Annotated in this window: 19 protein-coding genes and 1 pseudogene; 1 reads left to right on the forward strand and 19 read right to left on the reverse strand. The window is 49.2% G+C overall.

All coding sequences use genetic code 11. The features are described 5' to 3' along the window. Window positions 1-27: 27 nt before the first annotated feature. Both OIN60_RS10245 and OIN60_RS22615 read right to left on the reverse strand, forming a co-directional pair. On the reverse strand, window positions 28-270 hold the full coding sequence (locus OIN60_RS10245) for a multicopper oxidase domain-containing protein (protein ID WP_305754775.1): 243 nt from the start codon (window positions 268-270) through the stop codon (window positions 28-30). 39 nt (window positions 271-309) lie between these two features. Continuing rightward, window positions 310-478 (reverse strand): annotated as a pseudogene (locus OIN60_RS22615) (multicopper oxidase domain-containing protein); the annotation flags it as partial. A 112-nt stretch (window positions 479-590) separates the two neighbouring features. On the opposite strand from OIN60_RS22615, the gene OIN60_RS10250 reads away from it, so the two are divergent. Beyond that, window positions 591-1,283, forward strand: coding sequence for an aspartate/glutamate racemase family protein (locus tag OIN60_RS10250; protein ID WP_305754776.1), 693 nt, complete (start codon window positions 591-593; stop codon window positions 1,281-1,283). A 60-nt stretch (window positions 1,284-1,343) separates the two neighbouring features. Here the strand turns inward: OIN60_RS10250 and OIN60_RS10255 are convergent, their stop codons facing one another. The 17 genes from OIN60_RS10255 to isdE form a co-directional block, all read right to left on the reverse strand. Continuing rightward, the gene (locus OIN60_RS10255; RefSeq protein ID WP_305755515.1) at window positions 1,344-3,350 is read right to left on the reverse strand and encodes a beta-galactosidase; all 2,007 of its coding nucleotides are present in this window, start codon (window positions 3,348-3,350) and stop codon (window positions 1,344-1,346) included. A 236-nt stretch (window positions 3,351-3,586) separates the two neighbouring features. Then, the gene (locus OIN60_RS10260) at window positions 3,587-4,882 is read right to left on the reverse strand and encodes a galactokinase (RefSeq protein ID WP_305754777.1); all 1,296 of its coding nucleotides are present in this window, start codon (window positions 4,880-4,882) and stop codon (window positions 3,587-3,589) included. Window positions 4,883-4,906: 24 nt separating this feature from the next. Beyond that, window positions 4,907-5,956, reverse strand: a complete 1,050-nt coding sequence (locus tag OIN60_RS10265; RefSeq protein ID WP_305754778.1) for a glycoside hydrolase family 53 protein — start codon at window positions 5,954-5,956, stop codon at window positions 4,907-4,909. 451 nt (window positions 5,957-6,407) lie between these two features. Continuing rightward, window positions 6,408-8,483 carry a beta-galactosidase gene (locus tag OIN60_RS10270; protein ID WP_305754779.1) on the reverse strand — a complete coding sequence of 692 codons (2,076 nt, stop codon included), beginning with the start codon at window positions 8,481-8,483 and terminating at the stop codon, window positions 6,408-6,410. Window positions 8,484-8,535: 52 nt separating this feature from the next. After that, entirely contained in the window at window positions 8,536-9,414 is an 879-nt protein-coding gene (locus OIN60_RS10275; RefSeq protein WP_305754780.1) for a carbohydrate ABC transporter permease, read from the reverse strand. Window positions 9,415-9,450: 36 nt separating this feature from the next. Then, the gene (locus OIN60_RS10280) at window positions 9,451-10,341 is read right to left on the reverse strand and encodes an ABC transporter permease (RefSeq protein WP_305754781.1); all 891 of its coding nucleotides are present in this window, start codon (window positions 10,339-10,341) and stop codon (window positions 9,451-9,453) included. Between the two features lie 307 nt (window positions 10,342-10,648). Beyond that, the gene (locus OIN60_RS10285; protein WP_305754782.1) at window positions 10,649-12,331 is read right to left on the reverse strand and encodes a type 2 periplasmic-binding domain-containing protein; all 1,683 of its coding nucleotides are present in this window, start codon (window positions 12,329-12,331) and stop codon (window positions 10,649-10,651) included. Between the two features lie 102 nt (window positions 12,332-12,433). Then, entirely contained in the window at window positions 12,434-14,071 is a 1,638-nt protein-coding gene (locus OIN60_RS10290; protein WP_305754783.1) for a response regulator, read from the reverse strand. After that, window positions 14,049-15,824, reverse strand: coding sequence for a sensor histidine kinase (locus OIN60_RS10295; RefSeq protein ID WP_305754784.1), 1,776 nt, complete (start codon window positions 15,822-15,824; stop codon window positions 14,049-14,051). Before OIN60_RS10295 ends, OIN60_RS10290 begins: the two co-directional genes overlap by 23 nt. Before the next feature lie 233 nt (window positions 15,825-16,057). Next, window positions 16,058-17,539, reverse strand: a complete 1,482-nt coding sequence (locus tag OIN60_RS10300; protein ID WP_305755516.1) for a DHA2 family efflux MFS transporter permease subunit — start codon at window positions 17,537-17,539, stop codon at window positions 16,058-16,060. Between the two features lie 50 nt (window positions 17,540-17,589). Beyond that, window positions 17,590-18,177, reverse strand: coding sequence for a TetR/AcrR family transcriptional regulator (locus OIN60_RS10305; protein WP_305754785.1), 588 nt, complete (start codon window positions 18,175-18,177; stop codon window positions 17,590-17,592). A gap of 332 nt (window positions 18,178-18,509) precedes the next feature. After that, window positions 18,510-19,037 (reverse strand): DinB family protein, encoded by a 528-nt coding sequence (locus OIN60_RS10310; RefSeq protein WP_305754786.1) that lies wholly within the window; start codon window positions 19,035-19,037, stop codon window positions 18,510-18,512. Between the two features lie 100 nt (window positions 19,038-19,137). Continuing rightward, window positions 19,138-21,033 (reverse strand): beta-glucoside-specific PTS transporter subunit IIABC, encoded by a 1,896-nt coding sequence (locus OIN60_RS10315; protein WP_305754787.1) that lies wholly within the window; start codon window positions 21,031-21,033, stop codon window positions 19,138-19,140. 212 nt (window positions 21,034-21,245) lie between these two features. Continuing rightward, the gene (gene srtB, locus OIN60_RS10320; RefSeq protein WP_305754788.1) at window positions 21,246-22,049 is read right to left on the reverse strand and encodes a class B sortase; all 804 of its coding nucleotides are present in this window, start codon (window positions 22,047-22,049) and stop codon (window positions 21,246-21,248) included. Window positions 22,050-22,066: 17 nt separating this feature from the next. Further along, a complete protein-coding gene (locus OIN60_RS10325) occupies window positions 22,067-22,837 on the reverse strand; it encodes an ABC transporter ATP-binding protein (protein WP_305754789.1) in 771 nt (256 codons plus the stop codon). Continuing rightward, window positions 22,827-23,813, reverse strand: a complete 987-nt coding sequence (locus OIN60_RS10330; RefSeq protein WP_305754790.1) for a FecCD family ABC transporter permease — start codon at window positions 23,811-23,813, stop codon at window positions 22,827-22,829. Before OIN60_RS10330 ends, OIN60_RS10325 begins: the two co-directional genes overlap by 11 nt. Further along, window positions 23,810-24,724: a heme ABC transporter substrate-binding protein IsdE gene (gene isdE / locus OIN60_RS10335; protein WP_370872491.1), complete on the reverse strand. Its 915-nt coding sequence runs from the start codon at window positions 24,722-24,724 to the stop codon at window positions 23,810-23,812. Before isdE ends, OIN60_RS10330 begins: the two co-directional genes overlap by 4 nt. Window positions 24,725-24,792 lie beyond the last annotated feature (68 nt).

The raw sequence follows: 24,792 nt of genomic DNA on the forward strand, positions 1-24,792 counted from the left end.
TCTGTTCGGCTCGCCCTATTTTTGATCCTATTTTTTGATACTACTCCGGTTTATTTCCGGCGTTGGGATCTGCAACAACGTATCTTTAACAATTAGAGACCCTTCAAGCGCTTTCCCGTGCTTGCTTAACACCTGAAAGAAGTGACCGTGCAGATGCATCGGATGATCCTCGGTTTTCGAGTTATTGACGAGGCGGACTTTGACGGCACCTCCTTTCTTGACCTTGATCGGTTCGGTTTCGGGAAACGTCTTATCGGAACCGGTGGGCACCTTCCTAAGCGATGGTAGCTTTCATTCCTGCAACAGCAGTACACTATCCTGATGCGAGTGGTACCAGTAGGTGCCAGGGACATCTGCTTTAAACTCATACGTAAATGACTGGCCCGGTTGAACCGCGTTTTGTGTTACGCCTGGAATGCCGTCTCTTCAAGTTAACTTTGATCGTTTCGCCCTGCTTGACCCGAATTTGCGGGCCAGGAACTTGACGTGGGGACAAGGATTGACCCATTATAGAAACAGCCAATATCTTGCTAAGATTTTCAATAAAATAATGATGAGATAAGTAAAAATACGCCTTATAAGGAGGGCTTATGAAAACTATTGGACTTATAGGTGGAATGACTTGGAAATCTACGCTGGAGTATTATCGAATCATTAACGAAGAGGTAAATGGCAGGTTAGGTGGATTTCATTCGGCAAAGTGTCTGTTGTACAGTGTGAATTTCGACGAGATTGAACGCTGCCAATCTGAAGGCAACTGGGAAAATGCAGGTCAAATATTAGGGAAAGCTGCTGCATCTTTAGAAAAAGCGGGTGCGGAATTTATAGTGATCTGTACGAATACAATGCACAAAGTCGTGGATCATATTGAAGAACAGATAAAAATACCTGTTCTGCATATTGCTGATGCAACAGCAAAGCAAATTAAAAGCTCTAACCTAAAAACTGTTGGTTTGCTTGGTACCAAGTACACGATGGAACAAGATTTTTATAAATCCCGAATAGAATCGAACGGAATCAAGGTGCTCATTCCCACTGACGAAGAGCGGGTTATTGTAAATAAAATCATTTATGAAGAGTTAGGTTTTGGACAGATTCTAGAACCCTCCAGGGATTATTATAAAAAAGTAATTCAAAATCTGGTTGATCATGGGGCTGAGGGAGTCATTTTGGGCTGTACAGAAATTGGTTTGTTACTTAAACCAGAGGACTCAGAAACCCCATTATTCGATACGACAATGATTCATGCCGTTGAGGCCGTGAATATTGCTTTAGAAAAATGAAACATTCCCAAAAGCCCCTGCCAACGGAAACGAATCGGCAGAGGCTTTTGAGTTGCAGATTTAACCTTCCTCGATGATCTTGACCCCCCAGCGGTCAAGCCCGATGGTCTGGCCGGTATGGACCGGAGTGCCCCCGATCAGTTCTGTCCCTTGTCCGTGCGGATATGCACATTCCGCCGGATGATCCGAGTAGTTAAAATAATAACGAATGGTTTTACCTGCCTCGTTAACACCTGTCTTCGTAATCAGCGGGAACGCCTGTTTCTGGTCCGCCCCCCACAGCCCGGCTTGTATAACTGCATGTGCCAACACTTTATGCATCACCTGCGAGCTCACCATGCAGCCAATGTAAATAGCCTGGCCTTTGCCATACGTATTTTGCGTAATCGCGGCATATTGGCCCCAGTGCGGATGGTCATAATAAGCGAGCACTTCTGCTGTGTCCGGGGTGATCAGTTCCATCCAGGTATGGACCTCATTGTCCTCCGGCTCGACATTAAACGGATTGCCCTTCAGGGTCACCCTCTTCGGTTCAACAAACATCTGATAACTAATTCCGCAAGCCTCACTAATAATTCCCGGCTGGCGGACGGTCCTTACTTTTACATGTTCATCGGTAAAGCCGCTTTTGAAGGTATAGATGATATGGCCGCCACAGCGCACAAAGTCATTCAAGCGTTCCAGCAGCCGGTCCGAAGCGGTATATAATGCTGGAACGATAAGCAAGTCATATCCGTCAAAATTTTCAGCAGACACATCAACAAAATCACATCCGACATTCATGCGATAAAGCTCATCATAGACCAGCCGGACCACGTCATTGTATTTTTTAGTGCTCGTAAAACTGAATTTGAACCATTCCATCGCCGTTAACGATTCATTGCTGACCAGAATGGCAGTTTTATTATTTTTCTGCAAATTTACCAGCTTATCCGACAGTCTGGCAAAATCTCTCCCGATCGTTTTCGCTTCATTATATACAGGGTTCGGCTCAAAATCGTGACTCAGCAATCCCTTCCAGTATGTCTCAAATGAATTGTGTATAGAGTGCCAATGCCAGTACGCCACCATGTTCGCTCCTGATGCCAGATGACTGAAGGCCTGCAGCCTTAGCTGGCCGGGATAGGGAACCCAGTTCAGGAAAGCCTGGGCTTCGGTTTCCAGCACGAGATAGTTGCTGCCTTTTGTCGAACGTGCCATATCACCGCCAAAAGAAATTTCGATGCCCGTCAAATCATCCTGCGATGGATGATAGATGTCCACACCGGTAATATCAAACGGTTGCGATGCGGCAAAATGGTCAACATCCGGCTGTACCCCGTAGGAATGACCACGCCATTCAAAGTCGAAATTTTGTGTAACAAATTGATGCGGTTGTTTATACTCATTAACAATAGCGACCTGCCAGCTCAGGAAATCTGTCACCAGCTTGCGCTGAAATTTGGCGAACTCCGCACACAGGCTGCCATTAATCGTGCCGATCACGGAGGGAAAATCCTCCCAGCTATTGATGCGGTTGCTCCAGTAATCCAAGCCGAAGGTTTTGTTGATTACATCCAGCGATTTGAACTTCTCTCTCATATATTTCACAAATTGCAGTTGCACATTGGGCCCTGCGGTATGATAATGCTTCGTTTCATTGTCGGTCTGATACCCGATGACAGCCGGATGCTTGCAGACTCTGCCAATCAGCTTGCGAATGATCCGTTCAGCGTAAAAAAGGTAGGCAGGATGCGTGATATCCATGTTTTGCCTTGCTCCGTATTTTCCGGGTCCATTCTCTGTTGTCGCCAAGATGTCAGGATGCTGCTTCACCATCCAAGTGGGCACCGCGTAGGTCGGTGTTCCTACAATAACGTGAATGCCCGCTGCCTGCATGGCGTCCAGCACCCGGTCAACTGAGGTGAAATCAAATACTCCGTCCTGCGGTTCATGCGTGCTCCAGGTTGATTCGGCAATCCGGACCACATTGATGCCCGCCTCTTTCATCATCCGGATATCCTGCTCCAGCCTGTTATAAGGCATATACTCGTCATAATAGGCGACACCGTACAACAATTTCTTCATCATCATGAGCATCCTCCAAATGTAGAAATAGGACCACTGCATTTAAGACAGCGCTTTCTTTTCGCAGTCTGCAAAACTTGCTTCGTCCGCATGTGCTGCGTTAGAGTCATTATAACAATCGAAAATGTAAAAAGGATATACAAATAGGCAAGGAGCCCCTATTCATCGAAGCTCCTTGTTCATAAAGTGTCTTTCTTGTTTTTTTGTTTACATAATTTTTTATATGTTGTTAAACATCATCCATTAACCATATCATTAAGACAAACGGCACCCTGCTCCCGAATCTGAATGTTGAACACTGGTGTTGCAAGTGCACGCTTTATATAAGCTGTATAATCCTCCGCATGCTCCTCCGGCAGAATCGCAAGAATGACTCCCGCAAAGCCTCCTCCATGAACCCGGCAGGCGCCGGTGCCAATACGTCTCAGATAAATTTCCGTCAAAGCAAGCGCAATAGCGATGCCCTGTTCCTTCACTTCCGACTCACGGTATACGTTTTGCAGCCATTTCCAGGAGGAATTCCCCGAAGCAGTAACCAGCTGGAGAAAGTCTTCCAACCGGCCCGTCTGCAAGGCGGCAACTTCCTGTTCTACCCGTTCGTTCTCCTCCAGAAAATGGAGCGCCCGCAGTACAGCACGGTCTCCAACCTGCTGGCGCAGTGTTCCCAGATTGCTGTAAATTTGTTCTACGGTTAAATCACGGACCACTTCACCGTCAAGCGCCCTGGCGACCGCCTTCATCTCACCCGGAACCGCAGCGTAATCCTCCGTCAGATCGGCATGGTTGCCTCCTGTACTGACAATCACGAGCGAGTATCCTTTATTGCGGAACTGTGTTTTCACAGGCTCGATAACCGGTTGCTCCGGATTTTCAAAATCAATGGTGATCAGTCCGCCATAGGCGCAGGCCATTTGGCCCAGCAGCCCTGAAGGTTTATTCCAGAACTGATTTTCGGCATACTGCCCGATCTTTGCCATCATGACCGTATCAAGTGAACCTTCATTATAAAATGTGTTCATGATGGTACAGATCAGCATTTCAAACGAAGCGGATGAGCTCAAGCCGGATGCGGAAAGCACGTTGCTGCTGACATAGGCGTTAAAGCCGCCAATCTTAAATCCTTTATCGACAAAACCTGCCGCAATGCCGCGAATAAGCGCCAGTGTTCCGCTTTCTTCCGGCTTTGGCTCCAGATCAGAAAGATCGATCCGGTACTGGTCGGGATAACCCTCAGACACAATTGAAATCACGGAATCTTCTGTTGGGAAAGCGGCAGCGATCGTGTCTAGATCAATGCTTGCTGCCAGCACCTTGCCGTGGTTGTGATCGGTATGATTGCCGCCGATTTCCGTTCTGCCCGGCGAGCTAAACAAGCTTAGCGCGTCCCCTTCCCCGTAGTGCTCCCGGTAACCCGCAAGCAGTTGCTGGTATCGGTCTGTCTGCACAGCCAGTTGATGAGGCCCGTACAGCTCGACCAGCAGCTTCTGCCAGGATGGTGTTTGAATTTTATTCATATGACGAATGGTTTCCATTGGTTTCCTCCATATTGTTATTCATTAATTCAGGAATCCTTCCAGGGCGATGGTCGGCTTGCCGTCCGCCTGCCAGGCTCCTTTGTTATATCCTTCATTATAACCTGGTGTCGCTTCTGGTTCCCAGTAAAAGACACCCAGTCCCTTACCTCCAGGGATGCTGCGTATTTTCGTTTTGATGTCGGAAATGAAGCTTTTGGCTGCGGCAGGCTCGTTGTAGTCCATGCCAATTTCGGTGATCATTACTGGCTTGCCATAGGTGGCGATCATATTATTAGCATTGCTGATTGTTTGTGTTACTTTTGTGGACCAGTCCGAAGCGGACGGATAAAGCGACATGCCAATGATATCAAAGTTAGCGCCGTTACTGATCAAACCACCGATATTCCACTGAAAAAGGGAGTGATCAAAACCGTTGGCCAAGTGTACGATCGTCTGTGTGCTGCTGCTCACGGACTTCACCGCGTTATGTCCCGTGTTCACCAGCCAGGCATAGTTTTTCATATTCACCGAAGCCTTGCCGTCTTCCCACAACATGCCGTTATTCGTTTCATTGCCGATCTGTACCCAATCCGGCGTTACCCCATGCTGCTTCATCGTGTTCATCACATATACCGTGTGCGCCCAAACCGCGTCCATAAGCTGCTGGAAGGTGTAGCTTCTCCACGCATACGGTTTGGTCTGCTGTCCCGGATCGGCCCAGGAGTCGCTGTAGTGAAGCGTCAGCATGACACTCATGCCGAGCTTTTTGGCACGGGATGCGAGCTCGGCTGCCTTTTCCGCGTTCATGTATCCGTTTGCATAATCGCTCATATTAGGATTTACCCAAACTCTGATGCGTACTGAGTTCATTTGGTAGTCATCACGTAAAATTTGCAGAACATCCTTTTGAACACCACGCTTGTCCTTCCAAGTATACCCCTGCGCTTCCATACCTGCAACCCAGCTGATATCTGCACCCTTGGCAAAAGCAGGCGCGGCGTCCGCTCTCTTATTACCAAGTGAGCCTGGTGCAAACAGCAGCACTGCAGCACAAAGAACCAGCAGCAGCGCAAACCTTGGCCTTCTTTTCATAATACAATCCTCCCTCTCATGTAAGGTAAATGGTTTATGCAGGTAATTGTATCCATTTTCCCCGTGAGAGTAACGGATATAATCGCAAGCTTTTGGATGCTTTTGCAATCAAAGGGGGTCCATTGACCAGCGGGGCGCTTTTAGATGTTCTAAGACGCTCCGAGAACGAAGCATTCCTGCAATCGCTGTTGCCCCTTCGGGGCAAAGGCGAACGCTCCGCTTTTCCGGAATTGCTTCGTTCTCTCCGCTGCTGCGGTGCTTAGTTCAACTAAAAGCACCCCGGCAAGCAATCAAAGGGACATTCCTTTGATTGCTTGCCGGGGGAAAAAGACCAAGAACAGGGATGGGTTACCCTGTTCTTGGTCTTTGCTACTTGTAAAAGCAAGGAAGGCGATTCCTCTGTAAAAGAACTGAGTTTTGGGAACCACCTTTCCTGCCCTGCTGCTTTAAACTAGTTGAGAGCTGATGGGCGCTTGAAAACTTTGACGCCGTAAGGCTCTAAATCAACAGTTTCTTGCACCGCTTCCCCGTCAAGAAGATTCGTGTATGTGGAATCTTTGAGGTGAACTGTTTTAGGTTTATTTTCAAAGTTCATCAGGAATACGAAGTCCTGCTCTCCGTCGGTTCGTACAGCGGCATTGACGCCGGATGGCAGGTCGGCATGCATAGCCTTGCGAATGTCTGCCTGCTCGATCAGCTTTCCGTAGAAGTCCTTGTGGAAATCAGCCGTACTGCGGGCAGCGATATAATACGCCTTGCCTTTGCCGAGCCGGTTCACAGTCACTGCAGGACGTCCCGCATAAAAGTCCGAACTGTAGGCTGCCAGCACTTCCGCACCTTCCGTATGGATCAGGTCGCAGAGCTCGAATACATCGTATTCGCCAGCAAGTCCCAGTTCATTGTCCTGTACTGGAATTATTCCGTTGCGGTCATGATCATGCAAGCCGTCGATTTCCTCGGACCAGATGCCGAGTGTTGTGCGCAGCGGCCCCGGAAAACCTCCTAGGAAGCAAAGGTCGTTCTCGTCCACGATCCCGGACCAGTAGGTCGCTACAAAGGTGCCGCCCTTTTCGACAAACTGCTGTATCCGTTCGCCAACCCCGGGACGCACCATGTACAGCATCGGAGCAATTAGCAGCTTGTATTGGGAGAAGTCGGCGTCCATGTTAATGACATCCACTGGCACACCCTGTTCCCAGAACGGCAGATAATGAGCCTCCACAGTTTCTTCATATTTAATACCGACGTTGCGGGGGCCCTGCGAATCTTTGATAGCCCAGCGGTTTTCCCAATCGAAAATTACAGCCGTTTCCGCAGGCACCGTCGTACCGACGACCTCTTGCAATTTTTCCAACGCGTCTCCGACATCCTGTACATCGCGGAATACGCGGGTATGCTCATGTCCGGCATGATCCACAACCGCCCCGTGCAGCTTCTCGCTGGAGCCTCTGCTTTTGCGCCATTGGAAGTATTGCACCGTATCAGACCCATGCGCGACTGCCTGCAAAGAAGACAGTGCATGCATACCCGGACGCTTGAGCTTGCTGACATCCTGCCAATTTGTCAGGCTTGGCGTGCTCTCCATCAGCATCCACGGCTGACCGCCTTTAATGGAGCGCACGATATCATGCATCATCGCCACATGAGCAGCCTGACGGCTGTCGCTCTCTCCACGGTCATGCCAGGTCGGATAGCTGTCCCAGGACAGGACATCCAGCACATCCGCGAGCTTCCAGTAGTCCAAGCCTTCGAAAAATTCCATCAAATTCGTCGTTGCAGGCAGCTCCGGGTTGGCCTCTTTTAAAGGTCTGATCTCATGTCTGATAAAATCCGCCGTCTGGTGAGTCACAAACCGCTTCCAGTCCAGGTTCATCGCATGCACCTGTGTCTCGCCGTGTGGTGCCGGGGACTCCACCTGACTCCAATCCGTAATCGTATGACTCCAGAACGTTGTCCACCAGGAATGGTTCAGACTTTCCAATGTGCCGTATTTGGTTTTTGTCCATTGACGGAAAGCGTCCTGACAGTGGTCACAGTGGCAGTCGCCTCCAAACTCATTGGAGATATGCCAGCCGATAACGGCAGGATGAAACGCATAACGCTCGGCCAGCTTGCTGTTCATGATGTTAACCTTTTCCCGGTAAACAGGGGATGTATAACAGTGATTGTGCCGGAACCCATGCAGATTGCGTACCCGGTTGGCCCCAACGCGCAGCGCCTCCGGATACTTGTGGGACATCCAGGCTGGCCGGGCACCGCTCGGTGTTGCCAGCAACGCGTATATGCCGTTCTTGGCGAAGCGGTCGAGCACGCTGTCCAGCCATTCAAACGTAAACACACCTTCCTCAGGCTCAAGCGATACCCATGAAAAAATACCGACAGACATCACATTACACTTGGCCAGCTTCATCAAACGGATGTCTTCTTCCAGCACCTCAGGGTAGCGCTGCCATTGTTCGGGATTGTAGTCAGCCCCATGCAGCATGACAGGCACGCGGGGACTTATGGGCGGATATTTAAATGTCATTTGGAATTCTCCTTTATCGGTAGATGAGATTTTCTTCTAAATTCTAGCTGAATTATTCTTTGACAGAACCCAGTGTCATTCCTTTCACAAAATACTTTTGCAGGAAAGGATATACGATCAGAACCGGTGCAGCACCGATAAAGATCTGCGCGGCATTTACGGTTGTCTGGGACAGCAGTTCCATCTCGGTCGGACTCATGCTCATGGAGCTCATGTCCCGCTGGATGATTACGGTTTGCAGGAACGTAGCCAGCGGATAATCCTTGGAATTGCTCAAATACAGCAGTCCGTCAAACCAGGAATTCCAGTGATATACCATACTGAATAAGCCGATAGTGGCGATGGACGGTAGCGATACCGGCAAATAAATGCTGAAGAGTGTCCGGAAATGCCCGGCTCCGTCTATCAGAGACGCTTCCTCCAGCTCCTTCGGAATACCGCGAAAAAAGTTTAGCATCAGAATGATCAAGAACGTGTTCACTGCGCTTGGCAGGACAAGCACCCAGAAGCTGTCGATCAGACCGAGTTTTTGAATAACGATGTAAAAAGGCACCAGCCCGCCGCTGAACACCATGCTGAATACAAACAGCCAGGAATAGATGCTTCTGCTGCGGAATACGGCCGTTTCCTTGGACAGCGGGTATGCAGCCAGGAAGGTAACGAGCAGCGTAAGTGCCGTACCGAGCACTGTTCGTTTGACAGACACCCAGATGGAATGCAGAAAGACCGGGTTATCAATCGTTTTCTTATAGGCTTCCAGCGAAAAATTGACCGGCCACAAGCCGACGAGATTGGCGTCCGCCGCCGCCTTGGCGCTGAAGGATACCGCCAGCACATGAATGAGCGGAACGATACACATGATGGCCAGAAAAATCAGAAAGCAAGTATTGAAAATATTGAATATACGGTATGGCAGTGTTTTTTGATACATCGCTCTCCCTCTTTCTCAAGAAAACATCTATCATTTTCAGAATATCCGGTAACCGGCCCATTTGTAGGCAAGACGGTACGAAATCAGGATCAGAATCATGCTGATGACCGATTTGAACAGCCCGATCGCGGTTCCGAAGCCCATTTCCCCATTCAAAATCGCCGTTCTGTAGACGAAGGTATCGATAATATCACCTTTCTCATACACCAGCGGGTTGTACAGGTTAAAGATCTGGTCAAAACCTGCGTTCAGCACGTTGCCCAGCGCCAGCGTTCCCACTACAACAACCATCGGCAGCATGGAAGGCATCGTGATGTGAAGTGTCTGCTTCCAACGGCTTGCTCCGTCCATCTCGGCCGCTTCATACAAGGAAGGATTGATGCCCGCCAATGCCGCCAGGAAGATGATCGTGTTGTACCCGAACTCCTTCCACACATCTGATACGACGACCGTGAAGCGGAACCAGTTATTATCACCGAGGAAAAATATCGGGTCGATGCCGATCATACCCAGCACTCGGTTGGCAAACCCGTCGGCCGCCAGCAGGTCAATCAGAATGCCGCCAAGAATAACCCATGACAGAAAATGCGGCAAGTATACCAGCGTCTGAATAGAGCGCTGCAGCCCGATCTGCCGGATTTCATTCAGCAATATCGCGAATACGAACGGGACCAGCAGGTTAAACACCATTTTGAGCACGGCAATAATCAGAGTGTTCCAAATCACCTGCACGCTGTCATCTCGTTCGAACAAATAGCGAAAATTGTCCAATCCGATCCATTCCGATCCACCAAACCCCAGCCACGGTTTGTAATCCTGAAAGGCCATAATAATACCGCCCATCGGGATATAGCTGAAGATCATTAGAAATATGACCGCAGGCAGCAGCATGACGTGAAACGGCCATGTTTTACGCAAACTTCTCATAAAGGGTCCTCCTGTAACTCAATCTATATGTTCATTTTAGCAACGGTCTGTCCGCCCAAACAGCGGTTAAAACCAATATAAATGGCACAAAAGCAACCTCTTTTTCTGGTTATGGGAGGGGCTCCGAGAACGAAGCATTCCTCCAACCGCTGTTGACCCTCCGGGCCAAAGGCGGACGCTCCGCTTTTCCGGAATTGCTTCGTTCTCTCCGCTGGCTGCGTGCTTTGCTGGGCACGCTCAACTAAAAAAGCGGCCGGGAATCCGGGCCGCTTCTATGTCCGGCTGTTCGCCGGAGGAAGTCTGAAGATTATTTTTTTACACTCTTATACCATTCGTTGACTTCCATTGTAATCTGGTCGCCGCCGCCTGCTTTCCAGGTCTGCACGAAGGTATCGAACGTATCGAGTGGCTGTCTGCCGTAAATGATTTCGTTGAAGGTCTGGCTCTCGATTTTGTTGAGATAGTCGAGCTTGGATTTCATCGTTTCCGTTGTCGGGCCTGTGAACATATTTTTCTTGGAAATGTCCTTCTGTGTCAGCAGCACCTGAGCCGCTGCGGGTGTATCTTTGCCATAGTTCACTGCTACGTCTTTTTCGAGGCGTGTAGTCGGCTCGCCCCCCTCGGCCAGCTTGAGCAGAGCTTTCATCTGGGCATCCGGAATACGTGCCCCGTCTCGGACGAGCAGATAACGCACCGTGTTGACGTATCCGCCTTCGATCTGATCCATAGGAACCATCTTGCCGCTTGCGTCAAGCTCATAATCATAACCTTCGAAAAGCCCGTTCTTGAACTCACTGCCCGGATCAGAGGTAGCAAAATGATCAAAAAGATAGTTCTGGTACGTAAAGAAGGCCTCTGGATGCTCCATCTTTTTGTTGATCAGCACAACCCCGTTCGTAAACTGGGTACCATGGCGCATGGCGGTGCCGTCAGGTCCTGCTGGAATCGTGATCGGTTTCCATAAGGCGTCCGGCGCGTTTTTCACCGTATCCTGCAGCGGCCAGCCGCTCATCCAGTAAGGTCCGGGGAGAATGCCGGCCGTACCGGCAACCGCCGGCTCCGCCGTCTTGTTCTCATCCCACAGCGCGGCTTCCTGAGGAATATATCCTTTGCTCATCCATTCATTAAGCTTCTGCAGTCCCTGCTTCATTCCCGGATGAACAGAACCGTATTCCAGTTGTCCGTCCGCACCGGCATTCCACTGCTGCGGCAGAGTGCCGTAAGCGCCGAATACCCATGACGGATCACCCATCCACGTATTCATGGATGTTTTAAAGCCAATGCTGAGCGGAACGACTTTGTCCGGGGACAAGCCGTCAGGATTTTGATTTTTAAAGGCATCCATCACCTGTTCCAACTCGTCCATCGTTTGGGGTGCTTTCATACCAAGCTTATCGAGCCAATCCTGACGGATCCAAAGCACGTAGTCATGGTTGTAAGCGAAATCCAGAACCGGAATGCCCATTTTCTTGCCGTCACGGCTGTACTGATTCCATACGTTCGGATCCTGGTTCGTCGCTTCCTTCCAGGTATCTGATGCATATTTATCGAACAGCGGCCCCACTTCCGCGTACATGCCAGAATCGATCAAATCCTGTGCCAGCGTATTATTTTCCGTACCAATGGTCACCACATCCGGCATTTCCTGTCCGGACGACATAGCCAGACGCAGCTTCGTGGCAAATGCGCCGTTCGTATCTGTTACCGACCAGAGCGATTGGATATTAATGCCAAACTTCTCCTTGGCCCACTTCGTGGCGACATTATTTTCGATCGTTTCGCCATTTTTGAATTTCAACGCCGGATCTACTCCCCATACCGTTTTAATGGTAACTTCCGGGTCGTATTTCTCTTTGTACACGTTTTCAGTATTAACCGCAGCGGATGAATCGCTCTCAGCTTGCTTGCCCGAGCATCCGGCCAAGCCTGCACCCAGCACCAGGGTAGCGGCAAGCAGCGGCAGGAAGCGTTTTTTTGAAAAGGCTTGCATAGTTGTTCCCCCTCAAGTCATGTTATCTACAAATATTATTATAGAGGGCTATGTCGCGCGGTCCTATGTCATTAAATGAAGATTTCTGCACCTTTGCCAACATCATTGATCCCTGAACTCATTCGGGGTCATTCCGTAATGTTTCTTGAACATTTTACTGAAATATTGCGGGTTTTGATATCCCAGCTCGGTTGTAATTTCATAGATTTTCTTGTTGGTATGCTTGAGCAGATACAGCGCCTTCTCCATACGCATACGGATGATATAGTCGCCCAATCCTTCGCCGGTTTCCGCCTTATAAATTTTGGACAAATACACTGGATGCAGGTATACCTGGTCGGCAATCGTCTTCACAGACAACTCCTGCCCATTGTCGTTGGATACCAGCTCCTGTACCTGCTTGATGACATAACGCTTGGACTGCTGTTCATTCGCGGAAAGCTCTGTCCGCAGCTTGTCCATGACCGCATGAGTCCACTCCTTCAGCTTCGGAAGGGAATGCATTACCCCCTGGGCGGAAAGCGGATCCAGCCCGGTCTGATCAAGCTGATAGAACAGCCGGCCCTGTTTATGGGATATATACATCAGCGCATTGGTAACGGATAAATACACCTCATACAAATGCTCGCGTGAAAAGGAGCCGTTCTCCATATCCGCAAATACCTGCTCAATCTTGCTGCCTGCCGCCTCCCATTGCATAGATTCCAGCAGGTGGATGAGAGTCGGCGGCTTATATAAAGACTCCAGCGGCTTTACCGCCGAAGGACGATTCGGCTGATCTTCAAGAAAGTGAACCGCCCCTGCCTCAGTATGCTGTGATAGATACATAGAGCTAAGTCCAGACCGGTAAGCCGCTGGCAGTTCCTCCGGGAAGATGAACCCGTCTGTAATCAGCACGGTAATATTACCTTTCAGATAATTGCTGACATGCTTGCGGAAAACCTCAACCTCCATTTCCAGACGCTCCCTGCGCAGCTTGACATACTCCGCACTCCATTCCTTGGCGCTCCAGTTGTCTTCCTTCGACTGCACCAGCAGAACGAGACAGTCATGCGGGGCTTTACAGTGCCACACGTTAAAACTACCGGCGAATACTTCCTCTGCAATGTTGCCAATCGCGTATTCAATCAGAGACACCGAGTGATGATCCATATCCGTAAAATGTCTGCCCAGTTGAATCAGCAGCATAACGGAGTGAGCATCGGTATGGAATGCAATCTCATAAGCGCTTAGTTTATCCTGGACACTTTTGATGGACAGCTTTCTGCCCAACAAAAGGTCATGCATAAGCTGGGTTCGCAGAATACCGATATCCGTTTTGCGACTGTACATGAGCTTATGCATTTTGTCGAAGGTCTCCCACTCTTCCTTCAGCGATTCCATAGCCCCTGTTACACTTGCCAGCAGTTCATCGTCGTTGACCGGCTTCAGAATGTAATCAACAGCCTGCAACTGAATCGCTTTCTTCGCATATTCAAAATCCGAATGGCCCGTAAGCAGAATGCTGCGGATATGCGGCCAGCGATCGCCGACGGTTTCGATCAGCTCAAGCCCTGTCATGCCCGGCATGCGGATATCCGTAACCAGAATATCAATATCCTGCTTTTCCATAACGGCCAGCGCCTGCATGCTTGAAGCCGCCTGATAGACTCCGTTGATCCCTAATTCTTCCCATGGAAGGGTTACAGCCAGACTTTCAGTTACATACGTTTCATCATCAACCAGCAATATATTGATCACTTCTGTGTTCCCCCAGTACATTTATAGAATCAGGCTCCGTCCAATACAAAGTAGCCCGTAACCCGCCATAAGGTGAGCGTGCAAAAGCCAACCCGGCGTTTTCGCCGAACCGCAAGCGCATACGCTGGTATACATTCCAGACACCACAGCCCATCTTTTCGTCCATCGGACTACGCAGCTTCTGTTCCAACGTAAAAATGTCCATCTCGCTCATGCCCTTCCCGTTATCATCCACATGAATCTTCATGCAGCTTTGCTCGAATTCGGCAGTCACATGAATCAATCCGTTGTCTGCATTCTGCTCTATGCCGTGGATAACCGCATTTTCCACCAGTGGCTGGATTATGAGCGGCGGCACAGATAATCGGCCCATCTGCGGCGACAGCTCAATGCTGTAGCTCAGACGGGGCATGCGCATATTTTGAATCTCCAAATAATGTGTGACAAATTCAATCTCTTCGTCCAGCGGCACAAGCTCCCGCTCCTGTCTTGTCGTGTAACGGTAGTATCGCGACAGATGATGGGACATCGCAATGACTGCCTCGTGCTTCTTCAGCTTCGCCATGCTTGTCATAAAGGAGAAGCAATTATAGAAGAAATGGGGATTAATCTGCGACTGCAGCTGTTTCAGGCGGGCTTCCCTCACATGGATCTTTTCCATATACACCTTTTCAAAAAGCTGCTGGATCTGCTCCACCATCTGATTAAACCGATCAGCCAGGAAGCTGAATTCATGACTTCCCTTACGCTGCATGCGCACAGAATAATCTCCGGCCGCAAGCCTCCTGAAGCCCGCAACCAGCCGGCCAATCGGAACCTGCACCTGTGAGTACAACATGTAAGCAGCAAGAAAACTGAACAGCAGCAGTCCTCCAGCAGATACATAAAACAACCGGTTGGATTGATCGATCGGCTCCATAATGGCGGAAAGCGGCGTATAGTCAATCAGGTACCAGCCTGTCGCCTCGGATAAGACCATACTGACCATATATTTGTTGCCGTTCACCTCCAGGGTCCGATTTTCACCATTCTTAAGCTCACCGTCCCCTAGCCCCCGCAGCAGTCGGCCAATAAGCTCCTGATTCGCCGTCCGGTTGTAGATAACCCCCATATCCTTCCTGAAATAAAAGGGATCACCTCTTCCATCACTTTTAAAACGGTCCAGCATATCCTGAATGCTGCCGCTGTCGAACTCGACTTTAATAATCGTGTTGGCGGTCTCCGGATGCTGCACAGCCGAGAATGGAGACACAGTATGCCAAGAAAAAACGAACCGTTCATTACCATCCTGTTCCTGCCTCTCAACCTTCCATCCAGGCTTGACCTCCTCTCTTAAACCGCTGGTCTCATATCTTTGCGCATCCCGCTCGGTTACGACTCTGCCCAACGAAGGCGAGTAAATGGAAATGCTGCTGTCCCAATTGGATGAGCTCTCCTGAATACTTAGCTTTGTTTGAATACGCTTAACCAGGTTGATGGCGTCCAGATCAAGATATTGATCCTCCAGAAAGATATCCTGAAAGCTTAAAATATCGGGATCATGAATGAGCAGATTCGGCCAGGAGGAGAGCAGCTCAATGTTCGTGTTCACCTGGCTCTGAAAAAAGACCAATTGATTAATGTTGGAGGCGCCGAGTTCTTCGCTGAGAACATCTGTTGTAATTTTATTCGAATAAAAATAAAGCAGCATGATTGGAATCATCATGATGACGGCCAATGTGACGATTTTGGTATAAAAATTAAATTTGAACATATCGGATTTAACACCTGAATTCTTCATATTTGTCGTTAAAACCTGTCGAATTTCGTCTGCGTGGGCACCATTATAACCGCTTTCATAAGAAAGGTATAGGGGACTGTGAGAAGATTTAGGATGATATGGAAAGCAAAAAAGCACCTGCCAGCACCTCCATGATGAATAGAGGTTATACTGAACAGGTGCTTGATGACCCAGTGTTATTCGGTAATGTCAAATCAATTCATTTGTTAATGCATTGGGCCTTGCTCGCCCACTGGTTTGTCCACTTTTACCCGTTTAATGAAGAGTGAGCATACCACACCAATCAGCGCAAGGATTAAGGCAAACGTGAAGGCGTTCTGTACACCAGCCGTAAAGGCACCCAATTGGTTTTCAGCACTTTCAGGATTAGTCACACCATTCAAATAATTCGTCTGGCCTGCGCTAAGAATACTTACCGCGAGCGCTGTACCGATCGCTCCCGCCACCTGTTGAAGTGTGTTCATGATCGCCGTACCGTGAGGATAAAACTCGAATGGCAGTTGATTCAATCCGTTGGTCTGGGCAGGCATCATAATCATGGAAATACCAACCATCATAAACAAATGCATTGCAGTAATTAAGCCATAATGCGTAGTTGGACTGATTCCCGTATACACAAACAGGATCACGGATACAATCACAATGCCTGTGATTACAAGCCATCTAGGACCGAACTTGTCAAACAGACGTCCCATGACCGGAGACAAAAATCCGTTCAGCAGGCTGCCAGGCAACAATACCAGACCGGCGGTCAGAGCACTGAGCGCCATTCCCTGCTGTAAATACATGGGCAGAATCAGCATGGAGGACAGGATCATCATCATGCAGATAAAGATCAATATCAGACCAATCGTGAACATCGGGTATCTGAATGCACGAAGATTCATCATCGGCTGTTCCATCCGTAGTTGGCGAATGGTGAACAACAGCAGCGCCAGCCCACCAATTACCAGTGTTGCGATTACAATCGGGCTTGACCAGCCGCCGCCGCCTTCACCATGACCGCCAACGCTGCTGAATCCATATACGATTCCCCCAAAGCCAAGCGTAGACAAAACGATAGACAGAATATCAATTTTAGGCTTGGTCAAATTTGAAATGTTAGGCAAAAACATCAAACCACAAATCAGGGAAATAATGAAAAACGGCAACGAAGTCCAGAAAATCCAGTGCCAGCTCAGATTGGCAAGGATCAATCCGGAAATCGTCGGTCCGCTTGCCGGCGCGAACATAATGACAAGACCGATAAATCCCATCGCAGATCCGCGTTTTTCAATCGGAAAAATGACCAGAATGGTGTTAAATAGCAAGGGAAGCAGCAAAGCTGTACCTGCCGCCTGAAGCACCCGCGCTACCATCAGAAGCTCAAAACTCGGTGCCATTGCCGCAACCAGAGTCCCTGCAATAGAGAATAACAGTGATGTAGTGAACAACTGTCGGGTAGTAAACCATTGCAGCAGCATACCCGAAACCGGTACCAGAATACCCATCACCAGCAAATAACCGGTGGTTAGCCATTGAATCGTAGTTGGCCCAACTTGTAAAATGTCCATCAATGGCGTCATAGCCACGTTAAGGGCCGTTTCACTGAACAGGCCGATAAACCCGCTCAGCAGCATTGCAAATAAAATCGGAATTACCTTGTATTGCTTTGTTTCCTGCTGATCCTTCGCAGAACCAGCCTTCATGGTTGCCTCCACTTTCCATCCTCCTCAGCTTCTCTATCTCGTTTAGTTGTTTAATTCATCAAATCAATGTTCTTCATCAGAACTGACAAATAATCAGCCGCATTCAGCATCGGTTCCTTACTCTGGTGAGTCAGGCCGATAATTAATGCACCTTCCATCATGGAAACGACCAAAAGCGCCGTTTCACAAGCTTTCTTCTCAGTGAAGCCATCTAAAAGAAGCCGCTCCGCTATGATCTGCTGCCAGGCTGTGAACACTTCCTGGCAGGCTCTGCGCAGCTTATCACTTATGCAGGATGTCTCGACTGCCGCCCAGAAGCTGAATGGCAAAAATCCGGTAAATCCAGCCGCCTCCGCCTCATCTGCCATGTCATGAATGAAATGCCGGATCGCATCTCCTGTATTGTCATATGCAGCAAACGTGCTTCGAAATTTATGAATAGTATGCTCATTTGCTTTCTGGATGCATTCGTGCGCAAGCTCTTCTTTGCCACATGGAAAATAATGATACAAAGATCCTTTTGGCGTATCACTTTCCTTGATGATCTGATTAAGGCCGGTAGCATGATACCCTTGGGAAAAGAAAAGCCTTGCTGCTGTAGTGACAATCGCTTCCTTGGCACTAGACTTTTCGCTCAATGGAACCACATCCCTCAAAAATTATAACAACTGGTCTACATAATTAAATCAGTTCTAAGGAAGTGTGTCAATAGCCAGCATATAGAAGACGTATAAGCACCGGATTTGGTAACGGGAATAAAATCCTCCTTGTCCAGTTATGATAAAGGGGCAGTTCGCCCAAAGTGAGCGACTTTGGGCTTTCGCTCGATTATAGCACATATGTTCGGTTTTTAGTAAAAAAAATAGCGATTCATCCCCCGCCTAAAGCAAAACACCTTATGAGGAAGGGGACCTCTCGCTTTCACACTTACAAAATTCTATCTCGATTCTTCTCTGTGCAGCAGGCCTATCTAATTATTAATTTCAGGCAAATAACGTTCTCTAAGGATGTTCTGATGATGAATCTCATGACCTGCAATGACGTAGGCCGCCTGGTTCACGGTCAGAGAATCCTGATTAAGTACACCTTGCCGCTGCCATGCTTCTGCCGGAAGCCCTTTTAACATGAAAGCCGTGGATTTTCTGATCCATTTAAATTCTTCAAGCAAATCAACATAGGGAATACGGTCAAACTGAGCTTCTCTGACAAACTGATCCTGCTCATATCCAGGGTAGACCAGATTGTCGCCACGTGCGATCCGCAGCAGCCGGTAAGACCATACCCGCTCATTGTCTATCAGATGACCAACAACTTCTTTGATGCTCCATTTGTCGGCAGCGTATTTGAATTTCGCTTGTTCTTCGGTTAAAGGCTGCAAAGCGGCAAGCGTCTCTTCAATTTGGGCTTCCAGGATTTCGATGATATTTCCCGTTGGAACCTGATTGATATAATTGGTGAAAAAGGGCTTCTTTTCGTTTGCCTGTACATCCATATCCATGATTCCCCCCCCTGTATGATCAATGGAACCATCTACAGTTGCATTATTGATGGTCTGAAAGATAATTGGATTATACAGTAAATTGCACAAATCAGGAATTCTATTCTTCTCCATCTCCGCCGCCAATAATCTGCAGCAGTTCATCCCCCTCGCGCACCTGTCCCTGCTGAAGCGGGAGCACGTCTGCATAATCATGACTGTTCGTTACAATAATAGGTGTTACTGTAGAATATCCTGCTGCCTTAATCTTTTCCACATCAAACTCAAGCAGCAACTGTCCTGCCGTAACCCGATCGCCTTCCTGGATATGGGACGTAAAATGCTGGCCATTCAGCCTCACCGTATCTATTCCGACATGAACCAGAATCTCCGCTCCTTTATCCGAAACAACGGCTAAGGCATGCTTTTTCTTAAATGCGACGGTTACCGTTCCCTCGAATGGAGCGACAATTCGGCCCGTGGCCGGTTCAATTGCAACTCCTTTACCCATGGCCTCCGATGCGAAAGCCGGATCAGGAACCTCTGACAGGGAAACTACCGTTCCACTCAGTGGGCTGAGCGCTTTATCACTGAATTTTCCGATTGGCTTGCTTGCAGCATTGTCCAACTCAACAGCAGCCTTAGCTGTATCTTCTTCTTCAACCGGATCCTTGAAGCCCAGAATATAAGTTAATACAGCGGAGATCAGGAACGACGCCGTAATGCCCATGATTAGACCTGGGAAGCCTTGTCCTCCTGGACCGTAAAAAATCGGCAGTGTCAGCAAACCAGGAGCACCGGATGCAAAGGCCTGCGTGCCAGCTTGCCCGATAATGGCTCCGCCTACAGCACCGCCGATCAAACCTGCGATGAACGGCCGCTTGAGCGGCAGAGTTACCCCGTAAACAGCCGGTTCGGTAATACCGAACAGAGCGGACAGCGTTGCGGAACCGGCAAGGGTTTTCAGCTTTTTGTTTTTCGTTCTCAGCATGACACCCAAGGCAGCGCCTGTCTGTGCAAAGACTGAAGCGGTTGCTGCTGGTTTGATACCGTCTTTGCCATATACCGCGACATTGTTAATGAACACCGGAATAAGGCCCCAGTGTACGCCGAAAATAACAAGCAACTGCCAGGATGCGCCCAAAATAGCTCCCGCCAGCAGCGGGCTGAAAGCAAATGCCGCCAGCAATGCATCTGCGATGCCGTTACCAACGTAAACGCCGAAGGGTCCAAATACGATCAACGTAAGCGGTACCATCACAACGAGCGATACGAGTGGTGTAACGAAATTTTTGATACTCTCATGGATTACACGGTTGCATAATTGCTCCAGCTTGCTCATGACGATAACGGATAGAATGATCGGAATAACCGTGGACGAGTAGCTCATCATGATCACCGGAATACCGAAGAAGTTCGCTGCCGTTCCTGCATTTTTCAGCTCAATGATTGCAGGATAGAGCAAGGCACCAGCTATGGTCAGGGCTGTAAACGTATTTCCGCCGAACTTCCTCGCTGTAGTAACCGCTAACAATACAGGCAGGAAATAAAACAAGGCATCCGCTGCGGCGTACAGGATAGTATAGGTCGATCCGGCCGTGTCCAGCCAGCCGAAATTGCTTGCAATCAGCAGCAATCCTTTAAGGATCCCCGCACCAGCCATCACTCCCATCAACGGGGCAAAGATACTGGAGATTACTTCGATGACGCTGCCAAAACCTTTTTTAGCGCTGTCCGCCTTTTCCTTTGCTCCGGAGCCGGACTCGTCAAGAATGCTGCTGATTTTGCCGATTGCGCTGTATACCTCAGGAACCGTATTGCCAATAACAACCTGAAATTGACCTCCATTTTCCTTCACCGTAATAATTCCATCTGTTTTCTCAAGCCTGGCTTTGTCCGCCTTGGCATTGTCCTTCAGAACAAAACGCAGCCGGGTTGCACAGTGAACAAGTGAATCGACATTTTTTTCGCCGCCGACACCGCTCACAATTTCTTTAGCTAATTTTTCATAACTCACGACTTACACCCCCATATAGTGGTTAAAAAGTACATTTAAGGAAATCAGGACAAACAAAAAACCTAAGCCATAATAAGTAGTTGACATCTCTGCCCACTCTTTATCACGACTTAGGTTTTGCCTGCATAACCAGTAACAATCCTAGGTTGTTATTCGGTTTGATGTGTCTAGAATATAATGGTTTCATCTGTTTGTCAACGATTTGGTCCTGTTCAGCCCCGCCTTTCCACCAGCTTGGCCTGCACGACCAGTCGCCCCTGCTCAGGATCCAATACGTAATCACAGGTTGAAAGCGTAACAATCCGGTCCGCAGTGCTTACATTGACACCCGTTTCATATTCGGAACGCTGCTTTGATTGCCGGATAAATTCAGCATATTCCTGTTCTGAATGAAAGGAAGTCCGTATGTAATTAAAATCGGCAGTTGTCCGGTACACCGCAAAAATCTCCAGATCGTAGCTGCCGTACAGCGTGTCATAATAAATCGTCCGGTGCGCTGCAAAATATTCCTTATCCAGATATTTTTTCAATCCGCCAAACATGGAATTGTCCTTCATACGGTGACCATAAATGACGGTGTTCAGATCTGCTCCTTCAACTCGGTTCCGGAAATCCAGGAAAATGCTGCCGGCTCTCGTCTGCTCCTGTTTATAATTTCTGGTCAGATAGAACTCGTTATCTCTCGCCTGCACCACAGGGTAATCCACCTCTGTGCCATCGATCGTCAGCCAGCCCACAATGTCTGGATTGATCGCCAAAAGAGGACGGAATTGCGGTCTGATCTCACCGTCAGATGCCGCAGCGCTGGGCTCTGCCCCCGTTGCATCCGGCACGGTAACCGCCATTTCCTGATGATAAAGCCGACTCGCTTCCGCCAGTACCTGACGGTTCGTATAATAGTCAGCCGCATACACAGCCAGCCTGCAGGCGGCAAACAAGAAAATGCCAGCCCAAAGCACCCCTAGTCCCTTTTGTACGACCGGCTTCCGGTACAAAGCAGTCACACGTGTGATCATAGCCATATCCGCCCGCATCATATTCCCGCAGGCAGGACGTATAGTCCCGCATCAGCGTCTCTTCGCAGATGAACACGGACACCGTAAACGGAAAAGAGCATCTCCTCTGTAACGATATCAGACGGTGCCCCCTGATCAACGATACGGCCATTGTTCATCACGATTATATGATCACTGTACCGGATGGCCTGGTTAATATCATGCAGAACCATAACAACGGTCATCCCAAATTCGGTAGTTAACCGCCTTACGAGCTCCAGTATTTCAATCTGGTAATACATATCCAGATATGTCGTCGGCTCATCCAGAAAGAGCACCTGAGTATCCTGGGCGAGCGCCATGGCAATCCAGACACGCTGGCGTTCTCCACCAGACAGGCTGTCAATTGTTAAATCCCGTTTGGACAGCAGATTCGTTCCGGCCAATGCCCGTTCGATGGCCGCCCCTTCTTCGTCACTGTCCGGCTTAAACCAGCCCCGGTGTGGCATACGGCCGTAGCTGACAAGCTTCTCCACAGTCAGATCCGCAGGAGCCTCATTGTGCTGATGAACGATCGCCAGCTTTCGTGCAAACTCCTTGGGAGTATATGTATGAATCGCTTTACCGTCGAGCATAACCTCACCCTGCAAAGGAATATAGTTTCTGGACATGACCCCGAGCAGCGTTGATTTGCCACAGCCGTTCGGTCCAATAATCGTCGTTGTCTGTCCTGCCGGGATATCCGCGGTAATATCATGCAGACGATTCACCTTGTGGTCATAAGCGAAGCTAACCTGCTTAATTTCCATATACCCTGTCCCCCTTCCGCAGCATAAAAATCAGGAACGGACCACCAATGACAGCCATGATCGTCGATGCAGGAATTTCAAGCGGTGCCACCACCGTTCGGCCTAGTGTGTCTGCAGTCAGAATAAGCAGCGCACCAAGCAGCGCGGAAAAAGGGATCACAGCCTTGTAATCCGAACCTACCAACTGCCGGGCAATATGCGGGATAAGTAATCCAACGAACGAAATAACCCCGGCAACAGCCGTCGCCACGCCCGCAAGCAGCACTGCAGCCGCCGAAATGACAATCCTCGCCCGCGTGACGCGCAGCCCCAGATTAGCCGCCGTCTTGTCCTGCAGCGCCAGCATGTTGCACCAGGTTATCAGCATAACAGAAATAACCAGCCCGATAGAGCCATATGTAGAAATCATCTGCACATCCTTCCATGTCTCCATCGAAATGTTGGAGGATACCGATGCATCAGGATTGGTCCCCATCAGATAGCTGCAACTGATCACAAAAGCTTCATTTAATCCGGTGAACATGGCGTTAACCGCAATCCCCACAAGCACGATACGAATGGGACTCAGCCCTGATTTCCATGAAAGCGTATAGACGAGAAAACAGGCCAGCGCACCGCCCAAAAAGGCAAACAGCGGAGACCAATAATACAACTGCGGCAGCAGCACAATCATTACCGTCGGAAAGAAATTGGCGCCTGAGGCAATGCCGATGACACCGGCATCCGCCAGCGGGTTGCGCATAACGGCCTGCAGCAGCGCACCGGATACCGCAAGGCACGCTCCGGCGAATAAGGCGACAATAAGCCGCGGCAGCCGCAGGTCTTTAATGACCTCAACCGTCTCATTCCCCCCTGTAAACAATCCGCGCACAAAATCGAGCATGCCGATTTTCAGACTGCCTGTAACTGCCGACAGCACAATCATATAGAGCAAAAGGACAATGACGATGACAAAGCTCCATACTTTTTTGCTCATTCGGACGACTTCCTTATCTCGGGATACATCATACCCGTCAATTCATCCAGCGCTTCGCCTACCGCAAGATTGGCGGTCGTTCCGAACAATCGTTCTTCCAGATCGTAGACACGGCCATTTTTCACGGCATTAAAATGCTTCCAGATATCGTTTTGCTGAAACTCCTGGTCGAACATTTTCACCACTTCCTCGGACATTCCATGAGCTGCACGCAAAATAATATCAGGATTGGCCTGCTGTAAATATTCAGTGTTCGACGCCAGATACTCCACTTTTTCACCCTGGACAATATTGATGCCACCAGACTGCTTCACCAGATCACCGATAAAGGAATGCTCGGTCGCAACCAGATAACTGCCGGGCACACCCAGAAGAATAAGGACTGTCGGCTGCCGTTTCCCTTTAACCTGCTGCTTGATTTCCGCCAGCCTCGCGTCAATCTGTCCCGTGACCGCCGCAGCTTGCTCTGCGCGTCCGTACTTCTCTCCAAGTCTGCGGATCGTCTGCTGCATATCAGAGACACTTTGCAGATTGAGAAAGTCAGACGTAATACCTGCTCCTGCAAATTTGGGTTCAAGATCGTACTGAAGGGTCGTGACGGACAGTACATCGGTCGGATGCAGCGAACGGATTCTTTCCAGATCGGGGCTCATCGGATTGCCCACCGGAGTGGAATCCTTGTATCGTTCAGGAAGCTCTTTGCTGCTTGTCGGAATCCCGACCAAATCCAACTCCAAAGCGTCCATAATTTCCGTAATTGCTACCGTCGTTGATACAATTCGCGGCTCGTTGCCGGAGCTGTCCGCAGAGGCCGGCATGGACGGCTCGGCGCTGCCGGATACGCATGCTGTCGTTCCTAACAACAGCAAAATACCCATCAGTGTAAGCCATATCGGTTTTAGCATAAGCATCTCCTTTAAAAAGCAAGTCTTGATGCGCATGATGAAGCGCACCAAGACCAGTTTAAAATATAGAAGCA

The sequence above is a fragment of the Paenibacillus zeirhizosphaerae genome (assembly GCF_030705605.1).
Taxonomy (GTDB): domain Bacteria; phylum Bacillota; class Bacilli; order Paenibacillales; family Paenibacillaceae; genus Paenibacillus; species Paenibacillus zeirhizosphaerae.

Excerpts from the sequence above, each read along its gene's own strand:
- OIN60_RS10250 (WP_305754776.1), top strand. The coding sequence starts at position 591 with ATGAAAACTATTGGACTTATAGGTGGAATGACTTGGAAATCTACGCTG.
- OIN60_RS10255 (WP_305755515.1), bottom strand. The coding sequence starts at position 3,350 with ATGAAGAAATTGTTGTACGGTGTCGCCTATTATGACGAGTATATGCCT.
- OIN60_RS10260 (WP_305754777.1), bottom strand. The coding sequence starts at position 4,882 with ATGGAAACCATTCGTCATATGAATAAAATTCAAACACCATCCTGGCAG.
- OIN60_RS10265 (WP_305754778.1), bottom strand. The coding sequence starts at position 5,956 with ATGAAAAGAAGGCCAAGGTTTGCGCTGCTGCTGGTTCTTTGTGCTGCA.
- OIN60_RS10270 (WP_305754779.1), bottom strand. The coding sequence starts at position 8,483 with ATGACATTTAAATATCCGCCCATAAGTCCCCGCGTGCCTGTCATGCTG.
- OIN60_RS10275 (WP_305754780.1), bottom strand. The coding sequence starts at position 9,414 with ATGTATCAAAAAACACTGCCATACCGTATATTCAATATTTTCAATACT.
- OIN60_RS10280 (WP_305754781.1), bottom strand. The coding sequence starts at position 10,341 with ATGAGAAGTTTGCGTAAAACATGGCCGTTTCACGTCATGCTGCTGCCT.
- OIN60_RS10285 (WP_305754782.1), bottom strand. The coding sequence starts at position 12,331 with ATGCAAGCCTTTTCAAAAAAACGCTTCCTGCCGCTGCTTGCCGCTACC.
- OIN60_RS10295 (WP_305754784.1), bottom strand. The coding sequence starts at position 15,824 with ATGTTCAAATTTAATTTTTATACCAAAATCGTCACATTGGCCGTCATC.
- OIN60_RS10300 (WP_305755516.1), bottom strand. The coding sequence starts at position 17,539 with ATGAAGGCTGGTTCTGCGAAGGATCAGCAGGAAACAAAGCAATACAAG.
- OIN60_RS10310 (WP_305754786.1), bottom strand. The coding sequence starts at position 19,037 with ATGGATATGGATGTACAGGCAAACGAAAAGAAGCCCTTTTTCACCAAT.
- srtB (WP_305754788.1), bottom strand. The coding sequence starts at position 22,049 with ATGATCACACGTGTGACTGCTTTGTACCGGAAGCCGGTCGTACAAAAG.
- OIN60_RS10325 (WP_305754789.1), bottom strand. The coding sequence starts at position 22,837 with ATGGAAATTAAGCAGGTTAGCTTCGCTTATGACCACAAGGTGAATCGT.
- OIN60_RS10330 (WP_305754790.1), bottom strand. The coding sequence starts at position 23,813 with ATGAGCAAAAAAGTATGGAGCTTTGTCATCGTCATTGTCCTTTTGCTC.
- isdE (WP_370872491.1), bottom strand. The coding sequence starts at position 24,724 with ATGCTTATGCTAAAACCGATATGGCTTACACTGATGGGTATTTTGCTG.